This window comes from Caballeronia sp. DA-9, from assembly GCF_051615025.1.
GTDB lineage: Bacteria > Pseudomonadota > Gammaproteobacteria > Burkholderiales > Burkholderiaceae > Caballeronia > Caballeronia sordidicola.
The window spans coordinates 1,391,919-1,415,665 of the sequence record NZ_CP195133.1 but is presented as its reverse complement, the minus strand read 5'-3'; the positions used below and the strand labels follow the sequence as shown (position 1 = coordinate 1,415,665).

Annotated in this window: 19 protein-coding genes; 9 read left to right on the top strand and 10 right to left on the bottom strand. The window is 61.5% G+C overall.

Going from position 1 to position 23,747, the window contains the following annotated elements; all coding sequences use genetic code 11:
- Window positions 1–107: 107 nt before the first annotated feature.
- The 6 genes from ACRWA7_RS22550 to rpsB all read right to left on the bottom strand — a co-directional run bounded on the left by ACRWA7_RS22550 (window position 108) and on the right by rpsB (window position 5,388).
- Window positions 108–932 (bottom strand): phosphatidate cytidylyltransferase, encoded by an 825-nt coding sequence (locus tag ACRWA7_RS22550; protein ID WP_438396177.1) that lies wholly within the window; start codon window positions 930–932, stop codon window positions 108–110.
- The gene (gene uppS, locus ACRWA7_RS22545) at window positions 926–1,708 is read right to left on the bottom strand and encodes a polyprenyl diphosphate synthase (protein ID WP_060816784.1); all 783 of its coding nucleotides are present in this window, start codon (window positions 1,706–1,708) and stop codon (window positions 926–928) included. The genes ACRWA7_RS22550 and uppS overlap by 7 nt, the downstream gene beginning before the upstream one ends.
- Window positions 1,709–1,772: 64 nt before the next feature.
- A complete protein-coding gene (frr, locus tag ACRWA7_RS22540) occupies window positions 1,773–2,333 on the bottom strand; it encodes a ribosome recycling factor (protein ID WP_056352706.1) in 561 nt (186 codons plus the stop codon).
- 107 nt (window positions 2,334–2,440) lie between these two features.
- Window positions 2,441–3,154, bottom strand: a complete 714-nt coding sequence (pyrH, locus tag ACRWA7_RS22535) for a UMP kinase (RefSeq protein ID WP_056352704.1) — start codon at window positions 3,152–3,154, stop codon at window positions 2,441–2,443.
- A 344-nt stretch (window positions 3,155–3,498) separates the two neighbouring features.
- Window positions 3,499–4,380, bottom strand: coding sequence for a translation elongation factor Ts (tsf, locus tag ACRWA7_RS22530; RefSeq protein ID WP_060816786.1), 882 nt, complete (start codon window positions 4,378–4,380; stop codon window positions 3,499–3,501).
- A 255-nt stretch (window positions 4,381–4,635) separates the two neighbouring features.
- Complete coding sequence (gene rpsB, locus ACRWA7_RS22525) at window positions 4,636–5,388, bottom strand: 30S ribosomal protein S2 (RefSeq protein ID WP_056352701.1); 753 nt, start codon at window positions 5,386–5,388, stop codon at window positions 4,636–4,638.
- 464 nt (window positions 5,389–5,852) lie between these two features.
- Here rpsB and map point away from each other — a divergent pair, with 464 nt between their 5' ends.
- From map to ACRWA7_RS22500, 5 genes are all read left to right on the top strand, one after another.
- Window positions 5,853–6,662 (top strand): type I methionyl aminopeptidase, encoded by an 810-nt coding sequence (gene map / locus ACRWA7_RS22520; protein ID WP_060816787.1) that lies wholly within the window; start codon window positions 5,853–5,855, stop codon window positions 6,660–6,662.
- A gap of 173 nt (window positions 6,663–6,835) precedes the next feature.
- Entirely contained in the window at window positions 6,836–9,421 is a 2,586-nt protein-coding gene (locus tag ACRWA7_RS22515; RefSeq protein ID WP_438396174.1) for a [protein-PII] uridylyltransferase, read from the top strand.
- Window positions 9,422–9,608: 187 nt separating this feature from the next.
- Window positions 9,609–10,544, top strand: a complete 936-nt coding sequence (locus ACRWA7_RS22510; protein WP_438396173.1) for a hypothetical protein — start codon at window positions 9,609–9,611, stop codon at window positions 10,542–10,544.
- On the top strand, window positions 10,526–11,275 hold the full coding sequence (locus ACRWA7_RS22505) for a pseudouridine synthase (protein WP_438396170.1): 750 nt from the start codon (window positions 10,526–10,528) through the stop codon (window positions 11,273–11,275). The genes ACRWA7_RS22510 and ACRWA7_RS22505 overlap by 19 nt, the downstream gene beginning before the upstream one ends.
- A gap of 219 nt (window positions 11,276–11,494) precedes the next feature.
- Window positions 11,495–11,731, top strand: coding sequence for a hypothetical protein (locus ACRWA7_RS22500; protein WP_060816791.1), 237 nt, complete (start codon window positions 11,495–11,497; stop codon window positions 11,729–11,731).
- 120 nt (window positions 11,732–11,851) lie between these two features.
- Here the strand turns inward: ACRWA7_RS22500 and def are convergent, their stop codons facing one another.
- From def to smc, 4 genes are all read right to left on the bottom strand, one after another.
- On the bottom strand, window positions 11,852–12,385 hold the full coding sequence (def, locus tag ACRWA7_RS22495; RefSeq protein ID WP_060816792.1) for a peptide deformylase: 534 nt from the start codon (window positions 12,383–12,385) through the stop codon (window positions 11,852–11,854).
- Window positions 12,382–14,478: an NAD-dependent DNA ligase LigA gene (ligA, locus tag ACRWA7_RS22490; RefSeq protein ID WP_438396167.1), complete on the bottom strand. Its 2,097-nt coding sequence runs from the start codon at window positions 14,476–14,478 to the stop codon at window positions 12,382–12,384. Before ligA ends, def begins: the two co-directional genes overlap by 4 nt.
- Before the next feature lie 136 nt (window positions 14,479–14,614).
- Entirely contained in the window at window positions 14,615–15,859 is a 1,245-nt protein-coding gene (locus tag ACRWA7_RS22485; protein WP_438396165.1) for a cell division protein ZipA C-terminal FtsZ-binding domain-containing protein, read from the bottom strand.
- A 226-nt stretch (window positions 15,860–16,085) separates the two neighbouring features.
- Window positions 16,086–19,601, bottom strand: coding sequence for a chromosome segregation protein SMC (gene smc, locus ACRWA7_RS22480; protein ID WP_438396749.1), 3,516 nt, complete (start codon window positions 19,599–19,601; stop codon window positions 16,086–16,088).
- A 439-nt stretch (window positions 19,602–20,040) separates the two neighbouring features.
- Between smc and dapC the strand changes: the two genes are divergently transcribed.
- The 4 genes from dapC (at window position 20,041) to dapE (ending at window position 23,727) form a co-directional block, all read left to right on the top strand.
- Window positions 20,041–21,252, top strand: coding sequence for a succinyldiaminopimelate transaminase (dapC, locus tag ACRWA7_RS22475; RefSeq protein ID WP_438396163.1), 1,212 nt, complete (start codon window positions 20,041–20,043; stop codon window positions 21,250–21,252).
- A 38-nt stretch (window positions 21,253–21,290) separates the two neighbouring features.
- Window positions 21,291–22,118, top strand: a complete 828-nt coding sequence (gene dapD, locus ACRWA7_RS22470) for a 2,3,4,5-tetrahydropyridine-2,6-dicarboxylate N-succinyltransferase (RefSeq protein WP_438396160.1) — start codon at window positions 21,291–21,293, stop codon at window positions 22,116–22,118.
- 3 nt (window positions 22,119–22,121) lie between these two features.
- Window positions 22,122–22,484, top strand: coding sequence for an ArsC family reductase (locus tag ACRWA7_RS22465; RefSeq protein ID WP_438396159.1), 363 nt, complete (start codon window positions 22,122–22,124; stop codon window positions 22,482–22,484).
- 103 nt (window positions 22,485–22,587) lie between these two features.
- The gene (gene dapE / locus ACRWA7_RS22460; RefSeq protein ID WP_438396157.1) at window positions 22,588–23,727 is read left to right on the top strand and encodes a succinyl-diaminopimelate desuccinylase; all 1,140 of its coding nucleotides are present in this window, start codon (window positions 22,588–22,590) and stop codon (window positions 23,725–23,727) included.
- Window positions 23,728–23,747: the final 20 nt, after the last annotated feature.

Here is a 23,747-nt window from a genome sequence, read left to right as displayed (position 1 = left end):
AGCTGGCGGCCCGATCAACCGGCCGCCGATTTAGCTTCGATTTGGCGCATGTAGCCCCGTCTTTGGCCACGCCCGTTTGGCCACCGTCAAGCCGCTTTCCTGGCCACTCAACGGCCAAACGATCCGAGCAGCAGCAGCGCGATCGGCAAGACCGGCAACAACGCGTCGATCCGATCAAGCACGCCGCCATGCCCTGGGAGCAAGCCGCTCGAATCCTTCACACCGGCCTGGCGCTTGAGCAGCGACTCGAACAGATCGCCGATCACGCTGAACGCGGTCAGCACCGTCAATGAGAGCAGCGCCCCGGGCCAGCCGAGATGCTCCACGAGCGCCGTATAAAGGGTTGGCGCGAAAACCATCGTCGCAGCCGCCGCGGAACCTACTATCATCACCGCCAGCCAGCCGCCCAGCGCGCCTTCGCGGGTTTTGCCCGGACTGATGGACGGCGCAAGCTTGCGACGCCCGAACGCTTTTCCGGCGAAGTATGCGCCAATGTCAGCCAGCCATACGACTAGGAGAAGCGATAGCACGAATGCTACGCCAACCGTGCGCGCCGCCACCAGTGCATGCCAGCAGGCTATAAACGTAACAATTCCCGCAAACAGCAGGAAAACGCGCCACGCGCCTTCGGCCAGCATGGGCTTGCGAGCAAGTGCAAACGGACCAGCCAGGACCCAGAAAATCGCGGCCATCTGGTACAAAGGTTTGTAACCGAGGCCGAGCCGCGTGCTGGCCACGAGCGCGACGCCCGCGATCACCGCGTACACCACAGGCGACCCGCCTGTAAGCTTCAGCAGCCGCGCCCATTCCCAGGCCGCGAAAATCACGACGACGGCGATCAGCGCCGCAAAAGCGCCGACCGGCGCGAGAAAGGTGATCGGCAGAAGCACTGCCAGCAAGACGATTGCCGTGATGACACGGGTCTTTAGCATGAAAGGGTATCGGCCTTCTGCGATTGCGGTTCGAGTTGCGCACTCGTGCGTCCGAAACGGCGTTCACGCTCGCCGTACGATTCGATCGCGCGTGCAAGCGCCTCCGCGTCGAAGTCGGGCCAGTAGGTGTCGGTGAAATAGAACTCTGTGTAGGCAAGTTGCCACAGCAGGAAATTGCTGATGCGCTGCTCGCCGCCCGTGCGAATGAAGAGATCCGGCTCCGGCGCGTAGGCCATGGCCAGATGCTGCTCGAATGCCGCTTCGTCGACCGGGACCACGCGGCCTTCCGCCACCGACTGCTCGGCGAGCTTTTTCGCCGCCTGCATGATGTCCCAGCGGCCGCCGTAGTTCGCGGCAATGGTCAGCGTCAGGCGCGTGTTGCGCGCCGTTTTGGTCTCCGCGCGCTGGATCAGCGCGCGAATGCGGTCGTCGAACATGGAGGTGTCGCCCACCACGCGCAAACGGATGCCGTTTGCGTGCAGCTTGCCGACTTCCCGTTCCAGCGCCGTGACGAACAGGCGCATGAGGAACGAGACTTCGTCGGTCGGACGCCGCCAGTTTTCGGAACTGAAAGCGAACAGCGTCACGAACTGGACGCCCTGGCGCGCGCAACTTTCGACCGTTGCCCGCACGGCATCGACGCCGCGCGTGTGGCCGGCTACGCGCGGCAAGCGCCGCTGCGTTGCCCAACGGCCATTGCCGTCCATGATGATCGCGATATGACGCGGGACAGCCGCGACATCGGGCACGCGAACGGTAGAGCTGGTATAGGTCATGGCCGCTGAATCTTAGTATCGACAGAGTGACGCGCCGGCACGACGCAAGAGACCGTTATCGGCCTCAAACCGTCATGATTTCGGCTTCTTTCGACACTACGAGCTTGTCGATTTCCGCGACGTTTTTGTCAGTGAGTTTCTGGACGTCATCGCTTGCGCGACGCTCGTCGTCCTCGGAGATTTCCTTGTCTTTCACGAGCTTCTTGAGTTGCTCGTTCGCGTCGCGGCGCAGATTGCGAATCGCGATCTTGGCGTTTTCGCCTTCACTCTTTACCACTTTGGTCAGTTCGCGACGGCGCTCCTCGGTCAGCGCGGGCATTGGCACGCGGATCTGATCGCCCTGGTTCGACGGGTTCAGGCCGAGATCCGAGTCGCGAATGGCCTTTTCGACCACCGGCACCATCTTCTTTTCCCATGCCTGCACGCCGATCGTGCGCGCGTCGATCAGCGTCATGTTCGCGACTTGCGAGATAGGTACGCTCGAGCCGTAATAATCCACCTGGATATGGTCGAGCAAGCCCGTATGGGCGCGGCCCGTGCGAATCTTGGCGAGATCGTTCTTGAACGCTTCGATCGACTTCTGCATCTTCTGATCGACGCTTTTCCTAATGTCAGCCACACTCATTTCAGCCTCCGTACTTGCCTTGTTACACGCGGTGCAGGCATGAGAGGCGCCGGTCCCGTAGAACCCGCGCACGCCTCAAGCCTGCTTGCCTTGCTTACCGCGAGAGTTTACACGTGGACGAGCGTACCTTCGTCGTCGCCCTGGATGATGCGCTTGAGCGCCCCCGGTTTATTGATCGAGAACACGCGAATAGGCAGTTTCTGGTCGCGGCACAGCGCAAACGCCGTCGCGTCCATGACCTGCAGGTTCTTGCCGATCGCCTCGTCGAAGCTGATCGTGCTGTAGCGCGTGGCGCTCGCGTCTTTCTTGGGATCGGCGGAATATACACCGTCCACCTTGGTTGCCTTGAGTACGACCTCCGCGCCGACTTCCGCACCGCGCAAGGCGGCGGCGGTATCGGTCGTGAAAAACGGATTGCCCGTGCCGGCCGCGAAAATCACGACCTTGCCTTCTTCAAGCTGACGAATGGCGCGCGGCCGGATATACGGCTCGACCACCTGATCCATGCGCAGCGCCGACTGCACACGCGCTTCGATACCGGCGTGACGCATGGCGTCCTGAAGCGCCAGCGCATTCATCATGGTGGCGAGCATGCCCATGTAGTCGGCCGTTGCCCGGTCCATGCCGGCTGCGCCGCCCGCAACGCCGCGGAAGATATTACCGCCGCCGATCACGACAGCGAGTTGCGTGCCCATGCGCACCACTTCCGCAACATCTGCCACCATCCTTTCGATTGTCGCGCGATTGATGCCGAAGGCATCGTCGCCCATTAGTGCTTCGCCGGAGAGTTTGAGGAGTACGCGTTTGTAGGCTGTGGGCATATGAGATTTCCGTTTCGCGCCGAGAGGGAGTGCAACAACGTAGAACTGTAGGGGTGAAACGATATTTACGGCAAGCATCCCATATTGGGCAAGCCGCGGCGGCATGACGGGGTGACCCCGGCTTGCCCATCCGGCGCGGTTCTGGCCGCTATGAGGGTGCGGAACGAACGGTCCTCGATGGGAACGCCAGACCCGCATCCGACTGCTTTTTGCTGCGTTTTTGACGCGATGACAACACGGCGGCGAACTATTCAATGGTCGAGCGGCCCGATTGAAAGGACCGGCTGACCTTCGATTACGAACATTCGCCGCTGCTTGAAGCTTGAGACCTGAAACCTGCTTCCTTAACCTTGCTTGGCGGCGGCCACTTGCGCAGCCACTTCAGCCGCAAAGTCGTCCGTACGCTTTTCAATGCCTTCGCCGACCACGAACAGCGCGAACTTCTGCACCGACGCGCCCGCTGCCTTCAGCATCTGCTCGATCGTCTGCTTGTCGTTCTTAACGAACGTCTGGTTCAGGAGCGACACTTCCTTCAGGTACTTCTGCACGCTGCCGTCGACCATTTTCGCGACGATTTCAGCCGGCTTGCCCGATTCGGCAGCCTTTTGCTCGGCGATGCTGCGTTCCTTGGCGATCAACTCGGCCGGAACGTCATTCGACGACAGCGAAACCGGCTTCATTGCTGCGACGTGCATGGCGACGTCCTTGCCGACCTGCTCGTCCGCGCCCGTGAACTCGACCAGCACGCCAATACGCGTGCCGTGCAAGTACGAAGCCAGCTTGTTGGCCGATTCGAAACGCACGAAACGGCGCACCGAGACGTTTTCACCAATCTTGCCGATCAGCGCGAGACGCACGGCGTCGACCGTCGAGCTTTCGAGCGGCAGCGCCGACAAGGCAGCCACGTCAGCCGGATGGTTCTTCGCGATCAGTTCGGCGACTGTCTTGCCGAATGCGAGAAAGTCGTCGTTCTTGGCAACGAAGTCAGTTTCGCAGTTCAGTTCGACCAGAACGCCCACGCCATTGGCGATATGCGCCGCGATAATGCCTTCAGCCGTCACGCGCGACGCTGCCTTGCTCGCCTTGTTGCCAAGCTTCACGCGCAGCAGTTCTTCGGCGCGATCCATGTCGCCGTCGGCTTCCGTCAGCGCCTTCTTGCATTCCATCATGGGCGCGTCGGTCTTTGCGCGCAGTTCTGCCACCATGCTTGCGGTAATTGCCGCCATCATTTGCTCCTTGAGTCTGTGCCGTGCCTGAGGCACGTAAAACGCACTATTGACACGCGCCGCCGGCGAAAAACACCCGCGGCCAGAATGGGGTACTGCCACTACTTCAACACTATTCGATGACCCGCATGTTGCGCCGCGCAATGCGTCGCCGACCACTTTTGCTGCAGCGACTTCGGCTGGCTAAAAAAAGGGGGCCTTTCGCAAAGCCCCCTTTCTTGCCGGACACATCACATCGGCGTCAACTGCCGTGAATTACGCTTCTGCGTTGACTTCAACAAACTCGTCGCCTTCACCGCTGCGAACGGCCTGCACCACCTCGTTCACCGCGTTCGAACGGCCTTCCAGGATTGCGTCGGCCACGCCTTGCGTGTACAGCGCGACAGCCTTGCTGGCGTCGTCGTTACCCGGGATCACGTAGTCGATGCCTTCCGGCGAGTGGTTCGTGTCGACCACGGCGATAACCGGAATACCAAGCTTCTTGGCTTCGGTCACTGCAATCTTGTGGTAACCCACGTCGACCACGAAAATTGCGTCCGGAATGCCGCCCATGTCCTTCACGCCGCCAATCGACTTCACCAGCTTGGCCATTTCACGTTCGAACAGGAGCGCTTCCTTCTTGCTCATGCGTTCCGTTTCACCGGCTTCCAGCGCTGCTTCCATGTCCTTCAGGCGCTTGATCGATACTTTCAGCGTCTTGAAGTTGGTCAGCATGCCGCCGAGCCAGCGTGCGTTCACGAAAGGCATGCCGGCGCGTTGCGCCTCTTCTGCCACCGTGTCGCGCGACTGACGCTTCGTGCCCACGAACAAGATCGTGCCGCGATTCGCTGCCAGTTGACGCACGTACTTCAGCGCGTCGTTGTACATCGGCAGCGTTTTTTCGAGGTTGATAATGTGAATCTTGTTGCGATGACCGAAAATGAACGGAGCCATTTTCGGGTTCCAGAAGCGCGTTTGGTGACCGAAGTGGACACCGGCTTCCAGCATTTGACGCATTGTTACTGCCATGAGAGTTCTCCGCGAGGGTTGGGGTCTTAAGCCGGCTGCCGCATCGGGCGCCTCGTGTTTCTTGACCGGGTTTCCCCGCCACGAGGCGCCGGACACCCTGGGTGCGCCGGCTTGCGATTCAAGTCCGATCCCTTTTTGACGGCCTTTGCGCATCAGCTTTTCTGAAAACGCGTGGTTTTCAGAAAAGCCGGATTGAAAAGACGATTGCAAAGTAGATGCAGACTTAGCCAGCGAGTATATCACGCACCAATGTCGCGTTTCAAGTTGCCAGACTCACCCGGAAGGAGTCGGTTAAAGCCAGTTTTTTGGCGATAAAAACACCGCTGGACCCAAGCCGGGCGGTACTTTTGGCGGTACGAGCGGCGGTTTTTCCCTGCGGCGCCCCGCCTAAGGTGCGATAATGCGCGATTGGCTACGCGCGTTCAGCGCAAAACAGCCGCTTACACGCAGTTTCGATACCTGTTATGTCCATCACGCTGAAAAACGATCACGATATCGCGCAAATGCGCATCGCCTGCCGGCTCGCGAGCGAAGTGCTCGATTTCATCACGCCTCATATTGTCGCGGGCGTAACCACAGGCGAACTGGACCGCCTTTGCCACGAATACATGGTGAAGGAACAGGGCACCGTGCCGGCTCCGCTGAATTACCAGCCGCCGGGCTACCCGCCCTACCCCAAGGCCACGTGCATCTCGGTCAATGACGTCATCTGCCACGGCATTCCGGGCGACAAGGCGCTGAAGAACGGCGACGCGCTGAATATCGATATCACGGTGATCAAGGACGGTTATTTCGGCGATACAAGCCGCATGTTCCTGGTCGGCGAAGGTTCAATTTTGGCGAAGCGCCTGGTGCAGACCACGTTCGACTGCATGTGGCTTGGCATAGATCAGATCAAGCCAGGTGCGCATCTGGGCGATATCGGGCACGCCATCCAGAAACACGCCGAAGCACAGGGTTACAGCGTGGTTCGCGAATATTGCGGTCACGGCGTGGGCAAGGTGTTCCACGAAGACCCGCAAGTGCTGCATTACGGCCGACCGGGCACGGGCGTCGAGTTGCAGGCGGGAATGATTTTTACCGTCGAACCCATGATCAACGCCGGTCGACGCGATATTCGCACCATGCCGGATCAATGGACTGTCAAGACGCGCGACCGCAGCCTGTCGGCGCAGTGGGAGCACACGGTGCTCGTCACGCCAACAGGGTATGAAGTGCTGACAGTTTCCGCGGGAACGCAGGCGCCGTCCGAACTGATCGCGGCAACAGCCTGAGTTCAGTCCAACCGGCCATAAACCGCGAGGGCTCTCGTCTCCGGGGCATTTTCGACATTGCGCGTCGCCGGGCCCGCGGGATCGTCCAGCGTGACCCGGTGCAATGAAAGACGGCGAACCCCGCGGTTCGGCGAATACAACGTTCTACCACTGACCTCACCATCCGCCTGCCCATGAGCGTACCTGCCGACGCCCCGCCTATCGCCGACTCGCTGAAAGCCTCTTACAGGACGGCGAAAGCCACATTGCTCGAGCGCTTCAAGAGCGCGACCAATGTCGATGGCCTCATGCACGCCCTCGCGCGCGCCACCGACGACGCCCTCAAGGGCGCGTGGGACGCGTGCGGGATGCCGGCATCGGCAGCGTTGCTGGCGGTCGGCGGCTACGGGCGCGGCGAGCTCGCGCCATATTCCGACATCGACATTCTTGTCTTGCTGCCCGATCACGAAACGCCGGATCAGGTGGAAACGCTCGGCGAGCGCATCGAAAAGCTGATCGGCATGGCGTGGGATCTCGGACTCGAGCTTGGCAGCAGCGTGCGCTCGGTGTCGCAATGCATTGATGAAGCGAACAACGACATCACCATCCGGACGTCGCTGCTCGAAGCGCGCCGGATCGTGGGCAACGAGAAACTGGTTGGTGCGTTCGAGGCGCGCTATCAGGAAACGCTTGATCCACGTGCATTTTTTCAGGCCAAGGTACTGGAAATGCGCCAGCGTCACGCGAAATATCAGGACACGCCGTACAGCCTGGAGCCAAACATCAAGGAAAGCCCGGGCGGCTTACGCGACCTGCAACTGATCCTGTGGATTTCGCATGCGGCGGGCTTTGGCAGCAGCTGGCGCGAACTGGATTCACGCGGACTCATCACCGAACGGGAAGCGAGCGAGCTGCGCCGGAACGAGGGCTTTCTCAAGACGCTGCGCGCGCGCCTGCACGTGATTGCACGGCGGCGGCAGGACATCCTTGTATTCGACCTGCAGACCGCGCTCGCGGAAAGTCTTGGGTACAAGGCGACGTCGTCGAAGCGCGCGAGCGAGCAACTGATGCGCCGTTATTACTGGGCCGCGAAAGCGGTGACGCAGCTCGCCACCATCCTGATCCAGAACGTGGAAGCGCAACTGTTTCCATCGACCAGCGGCGTTACGCGCGTGCTGAACGAGCGCTTTGTCGAAAAGCAGGGAATGCTCGAAATTGCCAGCGACGACGTCTTCGAACGCCAGCCGAACGCGATTCTGGAAGCGTTCCTGCTGTACGAGCAGACGCGCGGGGTGAAGGGGTTATCGGCGAGAACGCTGCGGGCAATCTACAACGCGCGCGACCTGATGGACCGCGACTGGCGGCGCGACCCCGAGAACCGGCGCCTGTTCATGGCGATCCTGCAAGCGCCGGAAGGCATTACCCACGCGCTTCGGCTGATGAACCAGACGAGCGTGCTCGGGCGGTATCTGCTGAATTTCCGGCGCATTGTCGGGCAGATGCAGCACGACCTGTATCACGTCTATACCGTCGACCAGCACATCCTGATGGTGCTGCGCAATATCCGGCGCTTTGCAATGGCCGAGCACGCGCACGAATATCCGTTCTGCACCCAGTTGATGGGCAATTTCGAGCGCTCCTGGGTGCTGTACGTTGCGGCGCTTTTCCACGACATTGCGAAGGGGCGCGGCGGCGACCACTCCACGCTCGGCATGGCCGACGCCCGGCGTTTTTGCCGCGATCACAATATGAATGCCGACGACGGCGATCTGGTCGTATGGCTTGTCGAGCAGCACCTGACCATGAGCCAGGTCGCGCAAAAACAGGACACGAGCGATCCTGAAGTCATCAAGCAATTTGCCGCGCTGGTCAAGACCGAGCGCAGGCTGACAGCATTGTATTTGCTGACAGTCGCCGATATCCGCGGCACCAGTCCCAAAGTCTGGAACGCGTGGAAAGGCAAGCTGCTCGAGGATCTGTATCGCGCCACGCGTGCCGTGCTCGGCGGCGCGGAAATGCATGCACACTCGGAACTTAAGTCGCGTCAAGAAGACGCGCTTGCCTTGCTGCGCCTTGAGACCGTGCCGGAAAACGCTGAAAAGGCGCTGTGGGACAAGCTGGATGTCGGCTATTTCCTGCGCCACGACGCCGCCGATATTGCCTGGCAAACCCGCGTGCTCTACAAGCATGTGGAAAGCGAAAAGCCGATCGTGCGGGCGCGGCCGTCGCCCATTGGCGCAGCGCTTCAGGTGCTCGTGTACGTAAAAGACCGGCCGGATCTGTTCGCCGGCATTTGCGCTTATTTCGATAAAAACGGTCTTTCAGTCCTCGATGCACGCATCACGACGACCCGTCATGGCTACGCGCTCGACAATTTTCTGGTCGCGCATCCGGATCATGACGGGCATTATCGCGACATTGCAAACCTCGTCGAACAGCAACTGAGCACGTTGCTGACCGCCGAGGGCATCTTGCCGGAGCCGTCGAAAGGACGGGTTTCGCGGCTGGTGCGCACTTTCCCGATCACGCCGCGCGTGGATTTGCGTCCCGACGAACGTGGTCAGTATTACATCCTGTCCGTGTCGGCCAACGACCGGCAGGGCCTCCTTTATTCGATCGCGCGGGTTCTCGCCCAGCACCGGATCGGCGTCCATGCGGCGCGGATCAACACGCTTGGCGAACGCGTGGAAGACGTGTTCCTGCTCGACGGCAAAACCCTATCCGACAACCGGACGCAAATCCAGGTCGAAACCGAGCTGCTGCGCGCGATCGCAGCCTGAGAATCTATGCGCGTCAAACTGACAGCGAAACATCCGCGACCGGCTTCGCCGGCGCGTTCCCCCGTTCGTACCGGCAGTGCCGTTGGACGGAAAAAACCGCCTCGTGCGGAAGCGCCGGGCGGAGACCGGCCTGTGAGGGTTGATAAGATGGATCGGCCTTCTACATTGCGTGGTGCCGGCGGGGATCGTGGACCGCGTCCTGCGTTTGGTGAACGTGGCGCTCCGCGTGGTGATCGTCCTTCGGGAGATGGCGAGCGCCGTCCGTTCACGCCGCGTGGCGATGCGCCGCGCGGTGCGGGCGGTGATCGCGGGCCGCGTCCTTCGTTTGGTGATCGCGGCGCTCCGCGTGGTGATCGTCCTTCGGGAGATGGCGAGCGTCGACCGTTTACGCCGCGTGGCGATGCGCCGCGTGGTGCGGGCGGCGATCGCGGGCCGCGTCCTTCGTTTGGCGATCGTGGCGCGCCGCGTGGCGACCGTCCTTCGGGCAACAGCGAACGCCGGCCGTTCACACCTCGTGGCGATGCGCCGCGCGGTGCGGGCGGTGATCGCGGGCCGCGTCCTTCGTTTGGCGATCGTGGCGCGCCGCGTGGCGACCGTCCTTCGGGCAACAGCGAGCGCCGTCCGTTCAGCCCTCGCGACGACGCACCGCGTGGTGCGAACAGTGACCGCACGCCCCGCCCGGCATTCAACGACCGTGGTGGTCAGCGCAGCCCGGGCACCGATCGCGGACCACGTCCATCTTTCGGCGATCGAAGCGCTCCACGCAGCGATCGTCCGGCTGGCGGAGGCGAGCGACGCCCGTTCAAGCCTCGCGAAGATTCTCGCGGCCCCGGCAGCGATCGCGCGCCGCGACCCTCATTCAACGACAATGGCGCACCACGCCGCGAGCGCAACCACGCGCACGACGGCAGCCCGCGTCCAGCCTCCTTCGACCGCCAGCGTCCCGCAGGCGATCGGCCGTTTGCAAAACGCGCGGCATCGCCGGAACGCTTTGGCGACGAGCGCAAGCCAGTACGCAAGCCGGCAGCAAAACCCTCGAAACCGCGCGCCGCCGACGCACCACCCTCTCCGGCACGCATCGCACGCGAAGGTGAAGACGGGCTCGTGCGATTGTCGAAGGTGATGTCGGAACTTGGCCTTTGTTCACGTCGCGAAGCCGACGAATGGATCGAAAAAGGCTGGGTGCTGGTGGACGGCGAAGTCATTGATACGCTCGGCACCAAGATCCGTCCGGATCAAAACATCGAGATCGCTCAAGCCGCGCACGCCGCGCAAATGCAGCAGGTGACCATCCTGATTCACAAGCCGGTCGGCTATGTTTCGGGCCAGGCGGAAGACGGATATCAACCGGCAGTCACGCTGGTCAACCCGTCGAACCACTGGGCCGATGACCAGTCCGGCATCCGCTTCTCGCCTGCGCATCTGCGCACGCTCGCACCCGCGGGACGTCTGGATATCGATTCCACGGGTCTTCTCGTGCTGACACAGGATGGCCGTGTGGCGAAGCAGCTTATTGGGGGCCATTCGGAAGTCGATAAAGAATATCTCGTGCGGGTGAAATTCGGCGAGCACGAACTCGATATTGAATCGCATTTCCCGCCTGAAAGTCTGGCCCTGTTGCGCCACGGACTGGCGCTCGACGATGTTCCGCTCAAGACCGCACAAGTAAGCTGGCAAAACGGTGAACAACTGCGCTTTGTTTTGCGGGAAGGCAAAAAACGCCAGATTCGGCGGATGTGCGAGCTGGTTGGCCTGGAAGTGGTCGGCTTGAAACGGATCCGGATGGGACGCGTGACTCTTGGTGCACTACCGCCGGGACAATGGCGTTATCTCGGCGCAGACGAGGCGTTTTAGGCGAATCTACGAGACACGCGGCGCCAGCGATCTGATAAGGGCGTCGCGGAAAAACGACGGAATTGGCACAAATCGATGTGAACGGCACCTGCCGAACACATCGATTTTTTTGACCGATTTTTGGTTAAAGAAAATATGACCCATGACCGATAGGCAGGTACACGTGCAATTTACCGTTTTACGCCGCGTGTGCTTTGCGAAAGCTACTGGAGAATTGCCATGTCCGTTGAGATCATTGTTCGCGAAACAAAAACCGGCCTCGAAATCGTCAGCGGCCGACGCCGCCTCGACGCACTGCTCGCCTTGCGCGACGAAGTCGTGGTGATGAGCCCTGGCATTGGTGAAGTAGTCATTGCGCGTTTGCCGGATGGACGTTTGCAGGCATCGGCAAACCCGGAACACATCAAGCTGTTTCGCCAACCGGAGGCCGCTTCGGGCAGCAAGAGTTTCGCCTGAAGCATATCAAGCAGCCAAAACGACAAAGCCGCCAGTTGCGGCGGCTCGTTCGTGATTGAAGCGTTGACGCAGCGCATAGACCTATGAATTTGGATCGGTCCCTCCGACGCGCCGCCTTCCTCAGTCGTCGGTATTCGGATCCAGTCCAGGGAACAGGATCTCGGTGAATCCGAATTTCGAAAAGTCCGTGACCCGCATGGGATAAAGCTTGCCGATCAAATGATCGCACTCATGCTGGACGACCCGCGCATGAAAACCTTCAGCGAGCCGTTCGATCGGCGAGCCATATTGATCGAAGCCCTGATAGCGGATCATGGAATACCGCTGCACGGCCCCGCGCAATCCCGGCACCGACAAACAGCCCTCCCAGCCCTCTTCCATGTCATGCGACACGGGCGTGATGATCGGGTTGATCAGCACCGTTTCCGGCACGGGTTGCGCATCTGGATAACGCTCGTTGTGAGCGAAGCCGAAGATCACGACCTGCAAGTCGACGCCAATCTGCGGCGCCGCGAGTCCCGCGCCGTTTGCATGGCGCATGGTGTCGAACATGTCCTCCACCAGGGCGTGCAGTTCGGGGGTATCGAAATGATCGACAGGCTCTGCGATACGCAACAAACGCGGATCGCCCATCTTGAGGATTTCGCGAATCATGGGGTTTCTCCCTCCAAAAGCTTGCGCATACCGTCTTCGTCGAGCACTGGGACACCGAGTTCCTCGGCTTTGACGAGCTTGCTGCCCGCCTCCGCTCCAGCCACCACGTAATCCGTTTTCTTCGATACCGACCCTGCCACCTTCGCACCCGCCGCCTCGAGCATTTCCTTGGCGTCTTCGCGCGAGAGCGTGGGCAACGTGCCAGTCAGCACGATTGTCTTGCCGGCCAGCACGCCCTGCGGCGCCTTGGGCGCGGGCGGGCCTTCGGGCCACGTCACCTTGCCGGAGCCACGCAACTGCTCGATCACCATCTGGTTGTGCTCTTCGCTGAAAAAGTTGTGCAGCGATTCGGCGACGACCGGGCCCACGTCGTTCACTTCCAGCAATTCCTCGACGCTTGCAGTCATGATCGGGTCGAGCGAGCCAAAATGCTTGGCCAGATCCTTCGCCGTGGATTCGCCCACGTACCGGATGCCCAGCGCATAGAGAAAACGCGGCAAGGTCGTGTGCTTCGCCTTTTCGATGGAATCGTAGAGATTCTGAGCGGATTTATCGGCGAAACGGTCTAGCGCCGCGAGTTTCGCGACGCCCAGATTGAACAGATCCGCCGGCGTGCGCACAATGTTCTGCTCGACCAACTGGTCGATGATCTTCTCACCCAGCCCGTCGATATCCAGCGCGCGCCGCTGCGCGAAATGCCACAACGCCTGCTTGCGTTGAGCCGGGCAAATCAGCCCACCCGTACAGCGCGCGATAGCTTCGTCCGGCAGCCGCTCGATCTTCGACCCGCACACCGGGCATTCGGTCGGCATCACGAATTCGCGCGCGTCATCAGGACGCCGGTCGAGGATCGCGCCGACCACTTCAGGAATCACGTCGCCGGCGCGCCGCACGATCACGGTGTCGCCAATCCGGATGTCCTTGCGCCGCACTTCGTCTTCGTTGTGCAAGGTCGCATTCGTCACCGTCGCGCCGCCAACGAACACCGGCGTAAGGCGTGCGACCGGCGTGATCGCGCCGGTACGTCCGACTTGCACGTCGATGGAAAGCAATTGCGTCAACGCTTCTTGCGCCGGAAACTTGTGCGCGAGCGCGAAGCGCGGAGCCCGCGAGACGAAGCCGAGCTTGTCCTGTTCCTCACGCTGATTGACTTTATAAACCACGCCGTCAATGTCATACGGCAAACCGTCGCGTTTCTCGCCCGTCTTGTGGAAAAATTCCAGCAGCCCGTCCGCTCCCTGCACCACGCCGCGTTCTGCGTTGACCGGCAGGCCCATCTCCTTATACCAGTCGAGCAGCGCCGAGTGCGACGAAGGCATCTCCGCGCCCTCCAGAACGCCGATGCCATAAGCAAAGAAGGATAGCTTCCGCTGCGCGGTCATCTTGGGATCGAGCTGGCGCAGACCTCCCGCAGCCGCGTTTCGTGGATTCGCAAATTCGCGTTGTTCCGCCTTGCGCTGGCGGGCGTTCAACCGCTCGAAATCGCGCTTGAACATCAGCACTTCGCCGCGCACGTCGAGCCGCTTCGGGATGTTCTTGCCTTTGAGCTTGAGTGGGATCGAATGGATGGTACGGACGTTTTCCGTCACCTCTTCGCCCGTCGCGCCGTCGCCGCGGGTGGCTGCCTGCACAAATACGCCGTCGTCGTAACGCAGCGAGATGGCGAGCCCGTCGAATTTCAACTCGCAAGCGTATTCAACTGGCGCGTGGCCAAGCGTGTCAGCGACGCGTTTATCGAATGCAACAACGTCTTCGTCAGCGAAACCGTTATTCAACGACAGCATGGGCACGTCGTGCGTGACCGGCTGAAAACCCGTTGAAACCTGTCCGCCAACGCGCTGGGTAGGTGAATCCGGCGTGATCAGTTCGGGCTCGGCCGCTTCGATCTGCTGTAGTTCCTTGAACAGAATGTCGTATTCGGCGTCGGGCAGGTCCGGCTGGTCGAGCACGTAATACGCGTGGTTCGCGCGCTCGAGTTCCGCGCGCAACCATTCGGCGCGCTCGGCGGGCCGATCGGCGCCCGGAATGGGCGCAGTGGAAACAGCGGGCGCTGCTTTCTCTGCTTTGGCAGCGGCTTTAGGTTTGGCGGACATGCGGCAGGACAGGCTAAAGAGTTAAGAGAAACTGACCTGTCGATTGTCTCAGAGAACGGCGGAACGTGGCATCGGCCAAACGGCCGATGCCTGCGAATTCGTTCACTGATTCCGCACGGCTGCCGTACGATCCTATCTATTGACTGAACAAGCGCCGCGTGGCGGGCGATCCGGCCGGAATGCCAGCCTGCTCCAGCTTCGCGTAGAGCGTCATCAACTGTTTTTCGATGGCGAGCAGCGAGCTTTCCGGCAACGGCCGGCGCTGGTCGTCCACGACCCGGGCGCCGATGCGCTCGGACAGCGATTTTGCATAATCGCACATCAGGCGAAACGGCAGGATGTCTTCGTCGGCCACCGGCACGTCCAGCACCAGCGTGATCATCTGGCCGCCCTTGTAGGTCAGGTCGTCGCGCAGAAAGTTGGTATCGCCGAAAAGCAGCATGAAGACCGGGTTCTGCCGCGCGTCCAGCTTGACGAAGCGCGTGCCGTCGCGCGAGAGCAGCAAGCCATCTTGCGACGCCACCGCCTGCACGTAGTTGGCCGACCACGGCGCGCCGTCGGAGAGAATGTTGATGGACAACTGGGCGTCGCACTGGGCCGCGAACGCGTCGAGTTCGCGCGCCATGCCGACCGTTTCCAGCATGTCCGGAAACTCGGGAGAACCGTCGATACCATCGGCGAAACGCTGCACGCCCGTCACGAACTCCGAGAACTCCAGTTCGTTCAGCGGGCCGCCTCGATTCGCAAGCTGGGCCGCCGCGCGCAGTTCTTCGTAACGCGCACCGTTCTTGAGCAATTCCCAGGTCGTGCCGCCTTCCGGCTTGCCTTCTATGTGCACCGGCTTCGCGCCCGCCCGCCGCAACTTCTGCGCGCTCGGAATCAGCTTGTCGCCGGGTATGGGCGCAACCAGGCGGATCGGCACCACGCAGTCGATCCGCCGATCCACGATTGCCGGCGGCGCCGATGAAATCGTGGTCGCGGCCGGCAGCACCGGTTCGTCGTCATCGGCAATGATGGGAGGGGAATCCGGTTCATCGAAATCCCCATTTACCGAAGTCGATTCCGCCTGGATATCCACCGCGGTGTCCGCCGGCGCCACCGTGGACATGGGCGCGCCGCCAAAGCTCGGTTCCACGCGCGAGTCCGAAGGGTCGGACTTGTCGCCCTCGCCCAGCGCGGGTTCGCGCCTGACCGGACGCGTTGGTTCAATAAACGGCTGCTCGTCCTCCGCGTCCTGACGGGCGAGCGATTCCGCCGCTTCGTCGGGCATGGGACGGGGCATTCTGCGGCGCACTTTTGCGCCCTGCCATGCGTTATAGACCACCACGCCGCCCACCACCACGGCTCCCGCTCCAATCAACCCGAGTGTCAACTCGTCCATGCACGCTCCGTCATACTTTCTGTTTTGCGCTCGCTCGCGATCGTTTATGGTTGCCGAATCGGTGCCGAGCGCTTGTTTTAAGTTACGCCGCGCGATCTGCGTTGCATGACATTTCGAATGCGAAACCCTCATGCGTCACTCCGCGCCTGGCGCGCCGGAACCGGCCTCCCGGCCCGGTTCTTCACACTGTTTTTATCGCCGGAATTGCGTTGATCCGGCGAAACATTCAAGCATTCTGGGCAAAACCCGCCGCGGATTCCATATCCACGGCAACAATGCGCGATACCCCCTGTTCCTGCATTGTCACGCCGATCAGTTGCTGCGCCATCTCCATCGCGATCTTGTTGTGCGAGATGAAGAGAAATTGCGTCTTCTCCGACATTGCCCGTACAAGGTTCGCAAAACGTTCCGTGTTGGCGTCGTCGAGTGGTGCATCGACTTCGTCCAGCAGACAGAACGGCGCCGGATTCAACTGGAACATGGCGAACACGAGCGCAGTCGCCGTCAGCGCTTTTTCACCGCCCGAAAGCAGGTGAATGGTCGAGTTCTTCTTGCCCGGCGGCTGCGCGAGAACCTGCACGCCCGCATCGAGAATTTCGTCGCCGGTCATGACGAGTTTCGCCTGACCGCCGCCGAACAAACGCGGGAACAGCTCGCCAAAATGACGGTTCACTTCGTCGAACGTGCCTTGCAGTAACGAGCGCGTTTCCTGGTCGATCTTGTGGATCGCGTCTTCCAACGTGCCGATGGCGTCGTTCAGATCCGCCGACTGCGAATCGAGGAACGACTTGCGTTCGGTGGCTGCCGCGAGTTCGTCGAGCGCCGCCATGTTGACGGCGCCAAGCGCCGTGATCGCGTTGTTCAGCCGGGTGACTTCGCCTTGCAGGTACGAAGGCTTCATGTCCGGCGTGAGCTTGGCTTGCAACTCGGCTTCGTCCACGCCCGCCGCCGCCAGTTGTTCGACGAACTGCTCGCCGCTGATGCGCGCGGCTTGCTCCTTCAATTGCAATTCGCCGATCTTGTCACGCAGCGGCTGCAGCGAACGCTCGGCGATCAGCCGCAACTCGTCGGCCTGACGCAGGCGCGCGGTGAGATCGTCCAGTTCGATACGCGCCGACTGCAGCGCCTCTTCCTTGGCCGCGCGCAGTTCGAGCGCGTCCTGCAAGCCGGTATGCGCCGTCTGTTCGTTGATGGTTTCGAGCTCGGCGCGCGCGTCTTCGAGCGCGCCTGCCACACGTTCGCTCTGCTCTTTCGCCGTTTCGATATTGCGACGATATTCCTCGATCTTCGCCGCGAGTCCTCGTGCGGCAAAGGTGGCGTCGGTGGCCGCGCGCTCCAGATCGCGGGCTTCCTGCCGGCAATCGGTCAACGCTTCGTCCAGCGCTTCGAACGCAAGCTGATGATCTTCGAAACGCGCCTGCAATTCGGCCAGCTCGCCATCGTGACGCTCGAAGTTCGCCTCCGATTCAGCACGCAACGCGCGTTGTTCGTCGATCTGAGCCGTGATTTCCGCGAGTTCCTCACGGATCTGCGTGCTGCGCTGCATGTATCGGTCGTGCGCCTGCGTGAGCTTCAGCACGTCCATCTGCAATGCGTGCACGCGCTGGGTCGCGCGTTCGGCGGCAGAACGCGCGTCGCCCAGCGCACCCGATGCCTGCGTATGCGCCGCTTCCGCGCGAACGGCGGCGGCCTTGGCTTCGTCGGCGAGCAGTGCTTGCGCGCGGACCTGCCTGGTGAGGTTCTCGATTTCGTGCTGGCGCGCGAGCATGCCCGCCTGCTCGGAGTCGGCTGCGTAAAGCTGCACGCCGACCCGCGTCACCACATGGCCGGCCTTCACCACGAACGCGCCGCCATCGGGCAATTGAGCACGCGAAGAAAGCGCCTGGGCGATGTCATCAGCAACAAACATCTGGCCCAGCCAGTCGGTCAGCACCGCACGCAAACCCGCATCGTCGATACGGATCAACGCCAGCAGCGGGCGCAAGCCCGCCGGCGCTTCATGCAGCCGGCCGGCATTGGGCGGCGCGTAGAACGCGAGCTTCGCTGGCGGCGCATCGGTCGCAAACGCCTTCACCCAATCGAGATTCGATACCTCCAGCGCCGCGATCCGCTCGCGCAGAACCGATTCCAGCGCCGTTTCCCAACCCGCTTCCACGTGGAGTTTCTTCCACAGGCGCGGCAGCGAGCCCAGCTCGTGCTTATCCAGCCAGGGCTGAATCTTGCCCTCTGTTTGCACATTTTCCTGCAACTGCTTGAGCGCGGCGAGGCGCGCTTCGAGCTGGTGAATCTGCGCGCTTTCGGCCTGCACCTTCTCTTGCGCGGCGCGGCGCTCGCCGTCCAGACGCGGAACGGTGTCCTGTGCGTCGGCGAGACGGGCCTGAGCTTCAGCGAGAATTTCCTCGTGCTCGGCCATCTGCATGCGCAACTCTTCAAGCTGGGCTTCGTCGGGCGCATCCAGGCCGCCTGCTTCGCCTTTCAGGCGTTCGTGGCGCTGCTGCAGTTGCTGCAGTTGCTGGTCGGCATTGCGCTGATGCGCGGCCTCCAGTTTCAAGGCTTGTTCCGTGCGCGCGATCGTCGCGCGCTCGTCGTTCAGCTCATTCTGGGCATCGCGAAAACGCGCTTCGAGCGCGGGCAATTCGTCCTGCTTCGCGGCGGCCGTTTCCTGCGCGATGGCCGCCTTTTCCTCGCCGACAGCCAGCGCTTCTTCGGCCTCGTCAATCTCGCCGCGCGCTTTCTCCGCCTGCATCTGCCATTGTTCGCGTTGCGCGGTCAGCGCGGCGATCTGTGCCTGCACGCGGTTACGCGATTCCACAATGAAGCGGATTTCCGCTTCGAGCTTGCTGACCTCGGAATTCGCTTCGTAGAGCGCGCCTTGGGCGCCCTGCATGGCGTCGCTGGCGCTGTAGTGCGCCACGCGCAGCGTTTCAAGTTGCGCTTCGACTTCGCGCAGCTTCGCGGTTTGCGCTTCGAGTTCGATCTGTGCGTCGCTGATGGCGCGTTGCTGGCGCTCCGACTCATTGCCGGCTTCGTTCTTGCGCAAGAGCCACAAGAGCCGCTGCTTTTCCTCGCCTTCGGCCTGCAGCGTTTTATATTTCGTCGCGACGATCGCCTGCGCTTCCAGCTTTTCGAGATTCGCGCTCAGTTCGCGCACGATATCTTCAACGCGCGTCAGGTTTTCGCGCGTGTCGTGCAGGCGGTTTTCGGTCTCGCGGCGACGTTCCTTGTACTTTGATACACCCGCGGCTTCTTCCAGGAACACACGCAGTTCTTCGGGCTTCGCCTCGATGATCCGCGCGATCATGCCCTGCCCGATGATCGCGTATGCACGCGGCCCGAGACCCGTGCCCAGGAAAATGTCCTGGATATCGCGGCGGCGGGCCGGCAGGTTATTGATGTAATAGCTCGAGGTGCCGTCGCGCGTGAGGACGCGCTTGACGGCGATTTCGGCGTAGGTGCCCCACTGGCCGGCGGCGCGGCCATCGGCGTTATCGAAGATCAGTTCAACGCTGGCCCGGCTGCCCGGCTTGCGCGCCGTGGAGCCGTTGAAGATGACGTCCTGCATCGACTCGCCGCGCAGTTCCGAGGCGCGCGATTCGCCCAGCACCCAGCGCACGGCGTCAATGATGTTGGATTTTCCGCAGCCGTTCGGGCCCACCACGCCGACAAGCTGGCCTGGGACCTGGAAATGGGTGGGATCGACGAAGGACTTGAAGCCAGCGAGTTTTATCGAGGTCAGACGCACGGCGATATCGCTGATTGGAATGAATGCTGGAAACGGGCCGGCGAACCTCGTATGCACGCATGTTCGTGCAGCGGAAGGCATCAAACGCCGGTCGAAAACGCTCGGGCGGTGCGGATCGGGCCCGTTGATCCGGGTGGAACCGCGGCGGGCCTGCTCGACGACCTTGCCAACGACCCCAAGCACGCTGCCCAGCGAACGGTGACAATCATACCATCGCCCGGAATGATTTCTTTTCGCTTGCGGCCGGCGTTTTGTATGCGGGTTCTGTCTGTGTTTTATTCGCAACCGGACGGCTTTCCTTACCGGCGTTTTTACCGGCCGAATGGCCCCCACGTTGAAGTTCCGCGGCCGCTGGCAAACCGCACGGGGATATAATCGCAGCCTTGTTGTCCTCTTGCCGTCCCCTTTGCCGCCCCCTTTTTCAGCCGCGACCCAAGCCGTGAATTCACTACTCCAGAAACTTCAGCCGTATCCGTTTGAAAAGCTGCGCGCGCTGTTCAAGGACATCGCGCCGCGAGCGGACTTTGCGCCAATCAGCTTCGGTATCGGCGAGCCGAAACACGCAACGCCTGCACTGATCCGCGACGCCGTTGTGAACGCCATGGCCGGCCTCGCTTCATATCCCGCCACGGCCGGAAGCGAACCGCTGCGCCGGGCAATCGCGGATTGGACAAAGCAGCGCTACGCGCTTCCCGCCGTGGATGCGGCCACGGAGGTCCTGCCGGTCTCGGGTTCGCGCGAGGCCTTGTTTTCGCTGGCGCAAACGGTGGTAGACAGCCGCGGAGGCGCCGAGCCGCCCACTGTGGTGTGCCCGAATCCGTTCTATCAGATCTACGAAGGCGCGGCGTTGCTGGCTGGCGCCGAACCGTACTTCGTGAACAGCGATCCGGCGCGCAATTTCGCCTGCGATTACGCGACCGTGCCCGACGCCATCTGGGCGCGCACGCAACTGCTCTTCGTTTGCTCGCCGGGCAATCCGACCGGCGCGGTGCTTACGCTTGACGACTGGCGCGAATTGTTCGCCTTGTCGGACCGGCACGGCTTCGTGATCGCGTCCGACGAATGTTATTCCGAGATCTATTTCAACGAAGATACGCCGCCGCTCGGCGGTCTCGAAGCGGCGCACAGGCTTGGGCGCGGTTTCGAGCGGCTGGTGATGCTGTCGAGCTTGTCCAAGCGATCAAACGTACCCGGCATGCGCTCGGGTTTTGTCGCTGGCGACGCATCCATTCTCAAACAATTCCTGCTCTACCGCACGTATCACGGCGCGGCGCTTTCGCCGATGTTCCAGGCGGCGAGCGTAGTGGCATGGAAGGACGAAGTCCACGTTCGCGAGAACCGCGCGCTGTACCTGAAGAAATTCACCACGGTGACGCCCATGCTTGCCGAGGTGCTGGATGTGCGTCTGCCTGACGCCGCGTTCTACCTTTGGGCAAACGTACTGCGCACCGGCCTCTCGGACACCGAGTTCGCCGCACACCTTTACGCCGACTATAATGTGACGGTTTTGCCAGGCTCGTTCCTGGCGCGCGATGCCCACGGCACGAACCCCGGCAGCGGTTTCATCCGCATAGCGCTCGTCGCCGAGCTCGACGAATGTGTCGAAGGCGCGCAGCGGATCGTCGAATTCTGCCGCTCGCTGTCCCGGTAACCCCTCCTTAATCACAGCACTCACTTCAAGTCACGACCATGTCGCAACAACTTCAGCAGATCATCGATACCGCCTGGGACAACCGCGCCGAGCTGTCGCCGAAAGCGGCAAGCGCCGAGGTGCGCGAAGCCGTTGCTCACGCAATCGAGCAACTCGATAAAGGCGCGCTGCGCGTGGCCGAAAAGCAACATGGCGAATGGGTGGTCAATCAATGGCTGAAGAAAGCCGTACTGCTGTCGTTCCGGCTCGAAGACAATGCGCCCATGCCCGCTGGCGGCTACAGCCAGTTCTACGACAAGGTGCCGTCGAAGTTCGCCAGCTACACCGCCGAGGATTTCGCGGCCGGCGGTTTTCGCGTCGTGCCGCCCGCTATTGCGCGCCGCGGTTCGTTCATCGCGAAGAACGTGGTACTGATGCCGTCGTACACGAACATTGGTGCGTATGTGGACGAAGGCACGATGGTCGACACCTGGGCCACCGTTGGCTCATGCGCGCAGATCGGCAAGAACGTGCACCTGTCGGGCGGCGTGGGCATTGGCGGCGTGCTGGAACCGCTCCAGGCAAATCCCGTGATCATTGAAGACAACTGCTTCATCGGCGCGCGTTCGGAAGTGGTTGAAGGTGTGATCGTGGAAGAGAATTCGGTTATCTCCATGGGCGTGTATCTCGGCCAGAGCACGAAAATCTATGACCGCGAAACGGGCTCGGTCACCTACGGACGCATTCCGGCGGGGTCTGTAGTCGTCGCGGGCAACCTGCCTTCCAAAGACGGTTCGCACAGCCTGTACTGCGCGGTAATCGTGAAGAAGGTGGACGCGAAGACGCGCGCCAAGGTCGGCTTGAACGAGTTGCTGCGAGGCGATTGATCCATGACCGCGAAAAAGATCGTCGTATATGGGATTCCGAATTGCGACACCGTAAAAAAAGCGCGCGTGTGGCTGGAAGAACATGACGTGCCATTCGAATTCCACGACTTCAAGAAGGCCGGGGTATCGACGGCGTTGTTGCAGGACTGGCTGAAGGATGTCACGCTCGACGAACTGATCAACCGTCGCGGCACGACCTGGCGTGGCTTGTCGGATACGTACAAGGACGAAGCGGGCTCGACCGCCGGCGCGATTGCGTTGATGATCCACAAGCCGTCGATCATCAAGCGGCCCGTGCTCGTGGTGAATGGCCGCGTGAAGTCGCTCGGTTTCGACGCAGAAAAGTACGAAACGCTGTTTGGTTGAAGTCTCAGCTTGAACACAGCATCGCCGCTTTTTTGCATGAGTGTAATGTTTGATTCCTGCCGGCCGCCGCGCCGGCATTTTTTATTGAAAGTGGCTCGAATCCATGTCCGGCACCCTTCTTCTTTCCGAACAACTTATCGCGCGGCCGTCCGTCACGCCAGACGATCAACATTGCCAGAACGTGCTCATCGAGCGCTTGTCGGCAATTGGCTTCGAGTGTGAAACCATTGCGTCGGGCGGCGTGACGAACCTGTGGGCCGTAAAACGCGGCACGCAAGGCACCGGCGGCAAGCTGCTCGCGTTTGCTGGCCACACCGACGTGGTGCCGACCGGCCCGCTCGAACAATGGACTTCGCCGCCATTCGAGCCGACGCATCGCGACGGCAAGCTATATGGCCGCGGCGCCGCGGACATGAAGACGTCCATAGCGGCTTTCGTGGTGTCGAGCGAAGAATTCGTCGCGGCCCATCCGGCGCATCGCGGCTCGCTCGCATTCCTGATCACGAGCGACGAGGAAGGTCCCGCCACGGACGGCACCGTCAAGGTGATCGAAGCGCTGAAGGCACGCGGCGAACGCCTGGACTACTGCATCGTCGGAGAACCAACGTCCAGCGCCACGCTCGGTGACATGGTCAAGAATGGCCGGCGGGGATCGATGTCCGGCAAGCTGATCGTGAAAGGCGTGCAGGGTCATATTGCCTATCCGCATCTCGCGAACAACCCGATCCACCTGCTTGCGCCAGCGCTGGCCGAACTCGTCCAGACGCATTGGGACAACGGCAACGAGTATTTTCCGCCGACCACGTGGCAAGTTTCCAACTTGCACAGCGGCACGGGCGCAACGAACGTGATCCCGGGTCACATCGAGCTGATGTTCAATTTTCGCTTTTCCACGGCGAGCACAGTGGAAGGCTTGCAAAGCCGCGTCCACGCCATCCTCGACAAACACGCGCTCACGTACGACCTCACCTGGAATGTCAGCGGCCTGCCGTTCCTCACGCCGCGCGGCACGTTGTCGAACGCAGTGGAACAGGCCATTTTCGACGAAACCGGCGTGCGCACCGAACTCTCGACTACTGGAGGCACGTCCGATGGCCGCTTCATCGCGCAGATTTGCGAGCAAGTAGTCGAATTCGGGCCGCCGAACGCAAGCATCCACAAGATCGATGAGCATGTCGAAATCGCGTTTATCGATCCGTTGAAAAACGTGTACCGGCGCGTGCTCGAAACGCTGCTCGCCTGAACAAACTCATTCTTTAAGGA

Excerpts from the sequence above, each read along its gene's own strand:
- uppS (WP_060816784.1), bottom strand. The coding sequence starts at position 1,708 with ATGACCTATACCAGCTCTACCGTTCGCGTGCCCGATGTCGCGGCTGTC.
- map (WP_060816787.1), top strand. The coding sequence starts at position 5,853 with ATGTCCATCACGCTGAAAAACGATCACGATATCGCGCAAATGCGCATC.
- def (WP_060816792.1), bottom strand. The coding sequence starts at position 12,385 with ATGATTCGCGAAATCCTCAAGATGGGCGATCCGCGTTTGTTGCGTATC.
- ACRWA7_RS22515 (WP_438396174.1), top strand. The coding sequence starts at position 6,836 with ATGAGCGTACCTGCCGACGCCCCGCCTATCGCCGACTCGCTGAAAGCC.
- tsf (WP_060816786.1), bottom strand. The coding sequence starts at position 4,380 with ATGGCGGCAATTACCGCAAGCATGGTGGCAGAACTGCGCGCAAAGACC.
- ligA (WP_438396167.1), bottom strand. The coding sequence starts at position 14,478 with ATGTCCGCCAAACCTAAAGCCGCTGCCAAAGCAGAGAAAGCAGCGCCC.
- ACRWA7_RS22465 (WP_438396159.1), top strand. The coding sequence starts at position 22,122 with ATGACCGCGAAAAAGATCGTCGTATATGGGATTCCGAATTGCGACACC.
- ACRWA7_RS22550 (WP_438396177.1), bottom strand. The coding sequence starts at position 932 with ATGCTAAAGACCCGTGTCATCACGGCAATCGTCTTGCTGGCAGTGCTT.
- frr (WP_056352706.1), bottom strand. The coding sequence starts at position 2,333 with ATGAGTGTGGCTGACATTAGGAAAAGCGTCGATCAGAAGATGCAGAAG.
- ACRWA7_RS22485 (WP_438396165.1), bottom strand. The coding sequence starts at position 15,859 with ATGGACGAGTTGACACTCGGGTTGATTGGAGCGGGAGCCGTGGTGGTG.
- dapE (WP_438396157.1), top strand. The coding sequence starts at position 22,588 with ATGTCCGGCACCCTTCTTCTTTCCGAACAACTTATCGCGCGGCCGTCC.
- ACRWA7_RS22500 (WP_060816791.1), top strand. The coding sequence starts at position 11,495 with ATGTCCGTTGAGATCATTGTTCGCGAAACAAAAACCGGCCTCGAAATC.
- rpsB (WP_056352701.1), bottom strand. The coding sequence starts at position 5,388 with ATGGCAGTAACAATGCGTCAAATGCTGGAAGCCGGTGTCCACTTCGGT.
- dapD (WP_438396160.1), top strand. The coding sequence starts at position 21,291 with ATGTCGCAACAACTTCAGCAGATCATCGATACCGCCTGGGACAACCGC.
- pyrH (WP_056352704.1), bottom strand. The coding sequence starts at position 3,154 with ATGCCCACAGCCTACAAACGCGTACTCCTCAAACTCTCCGGCGAAGCA.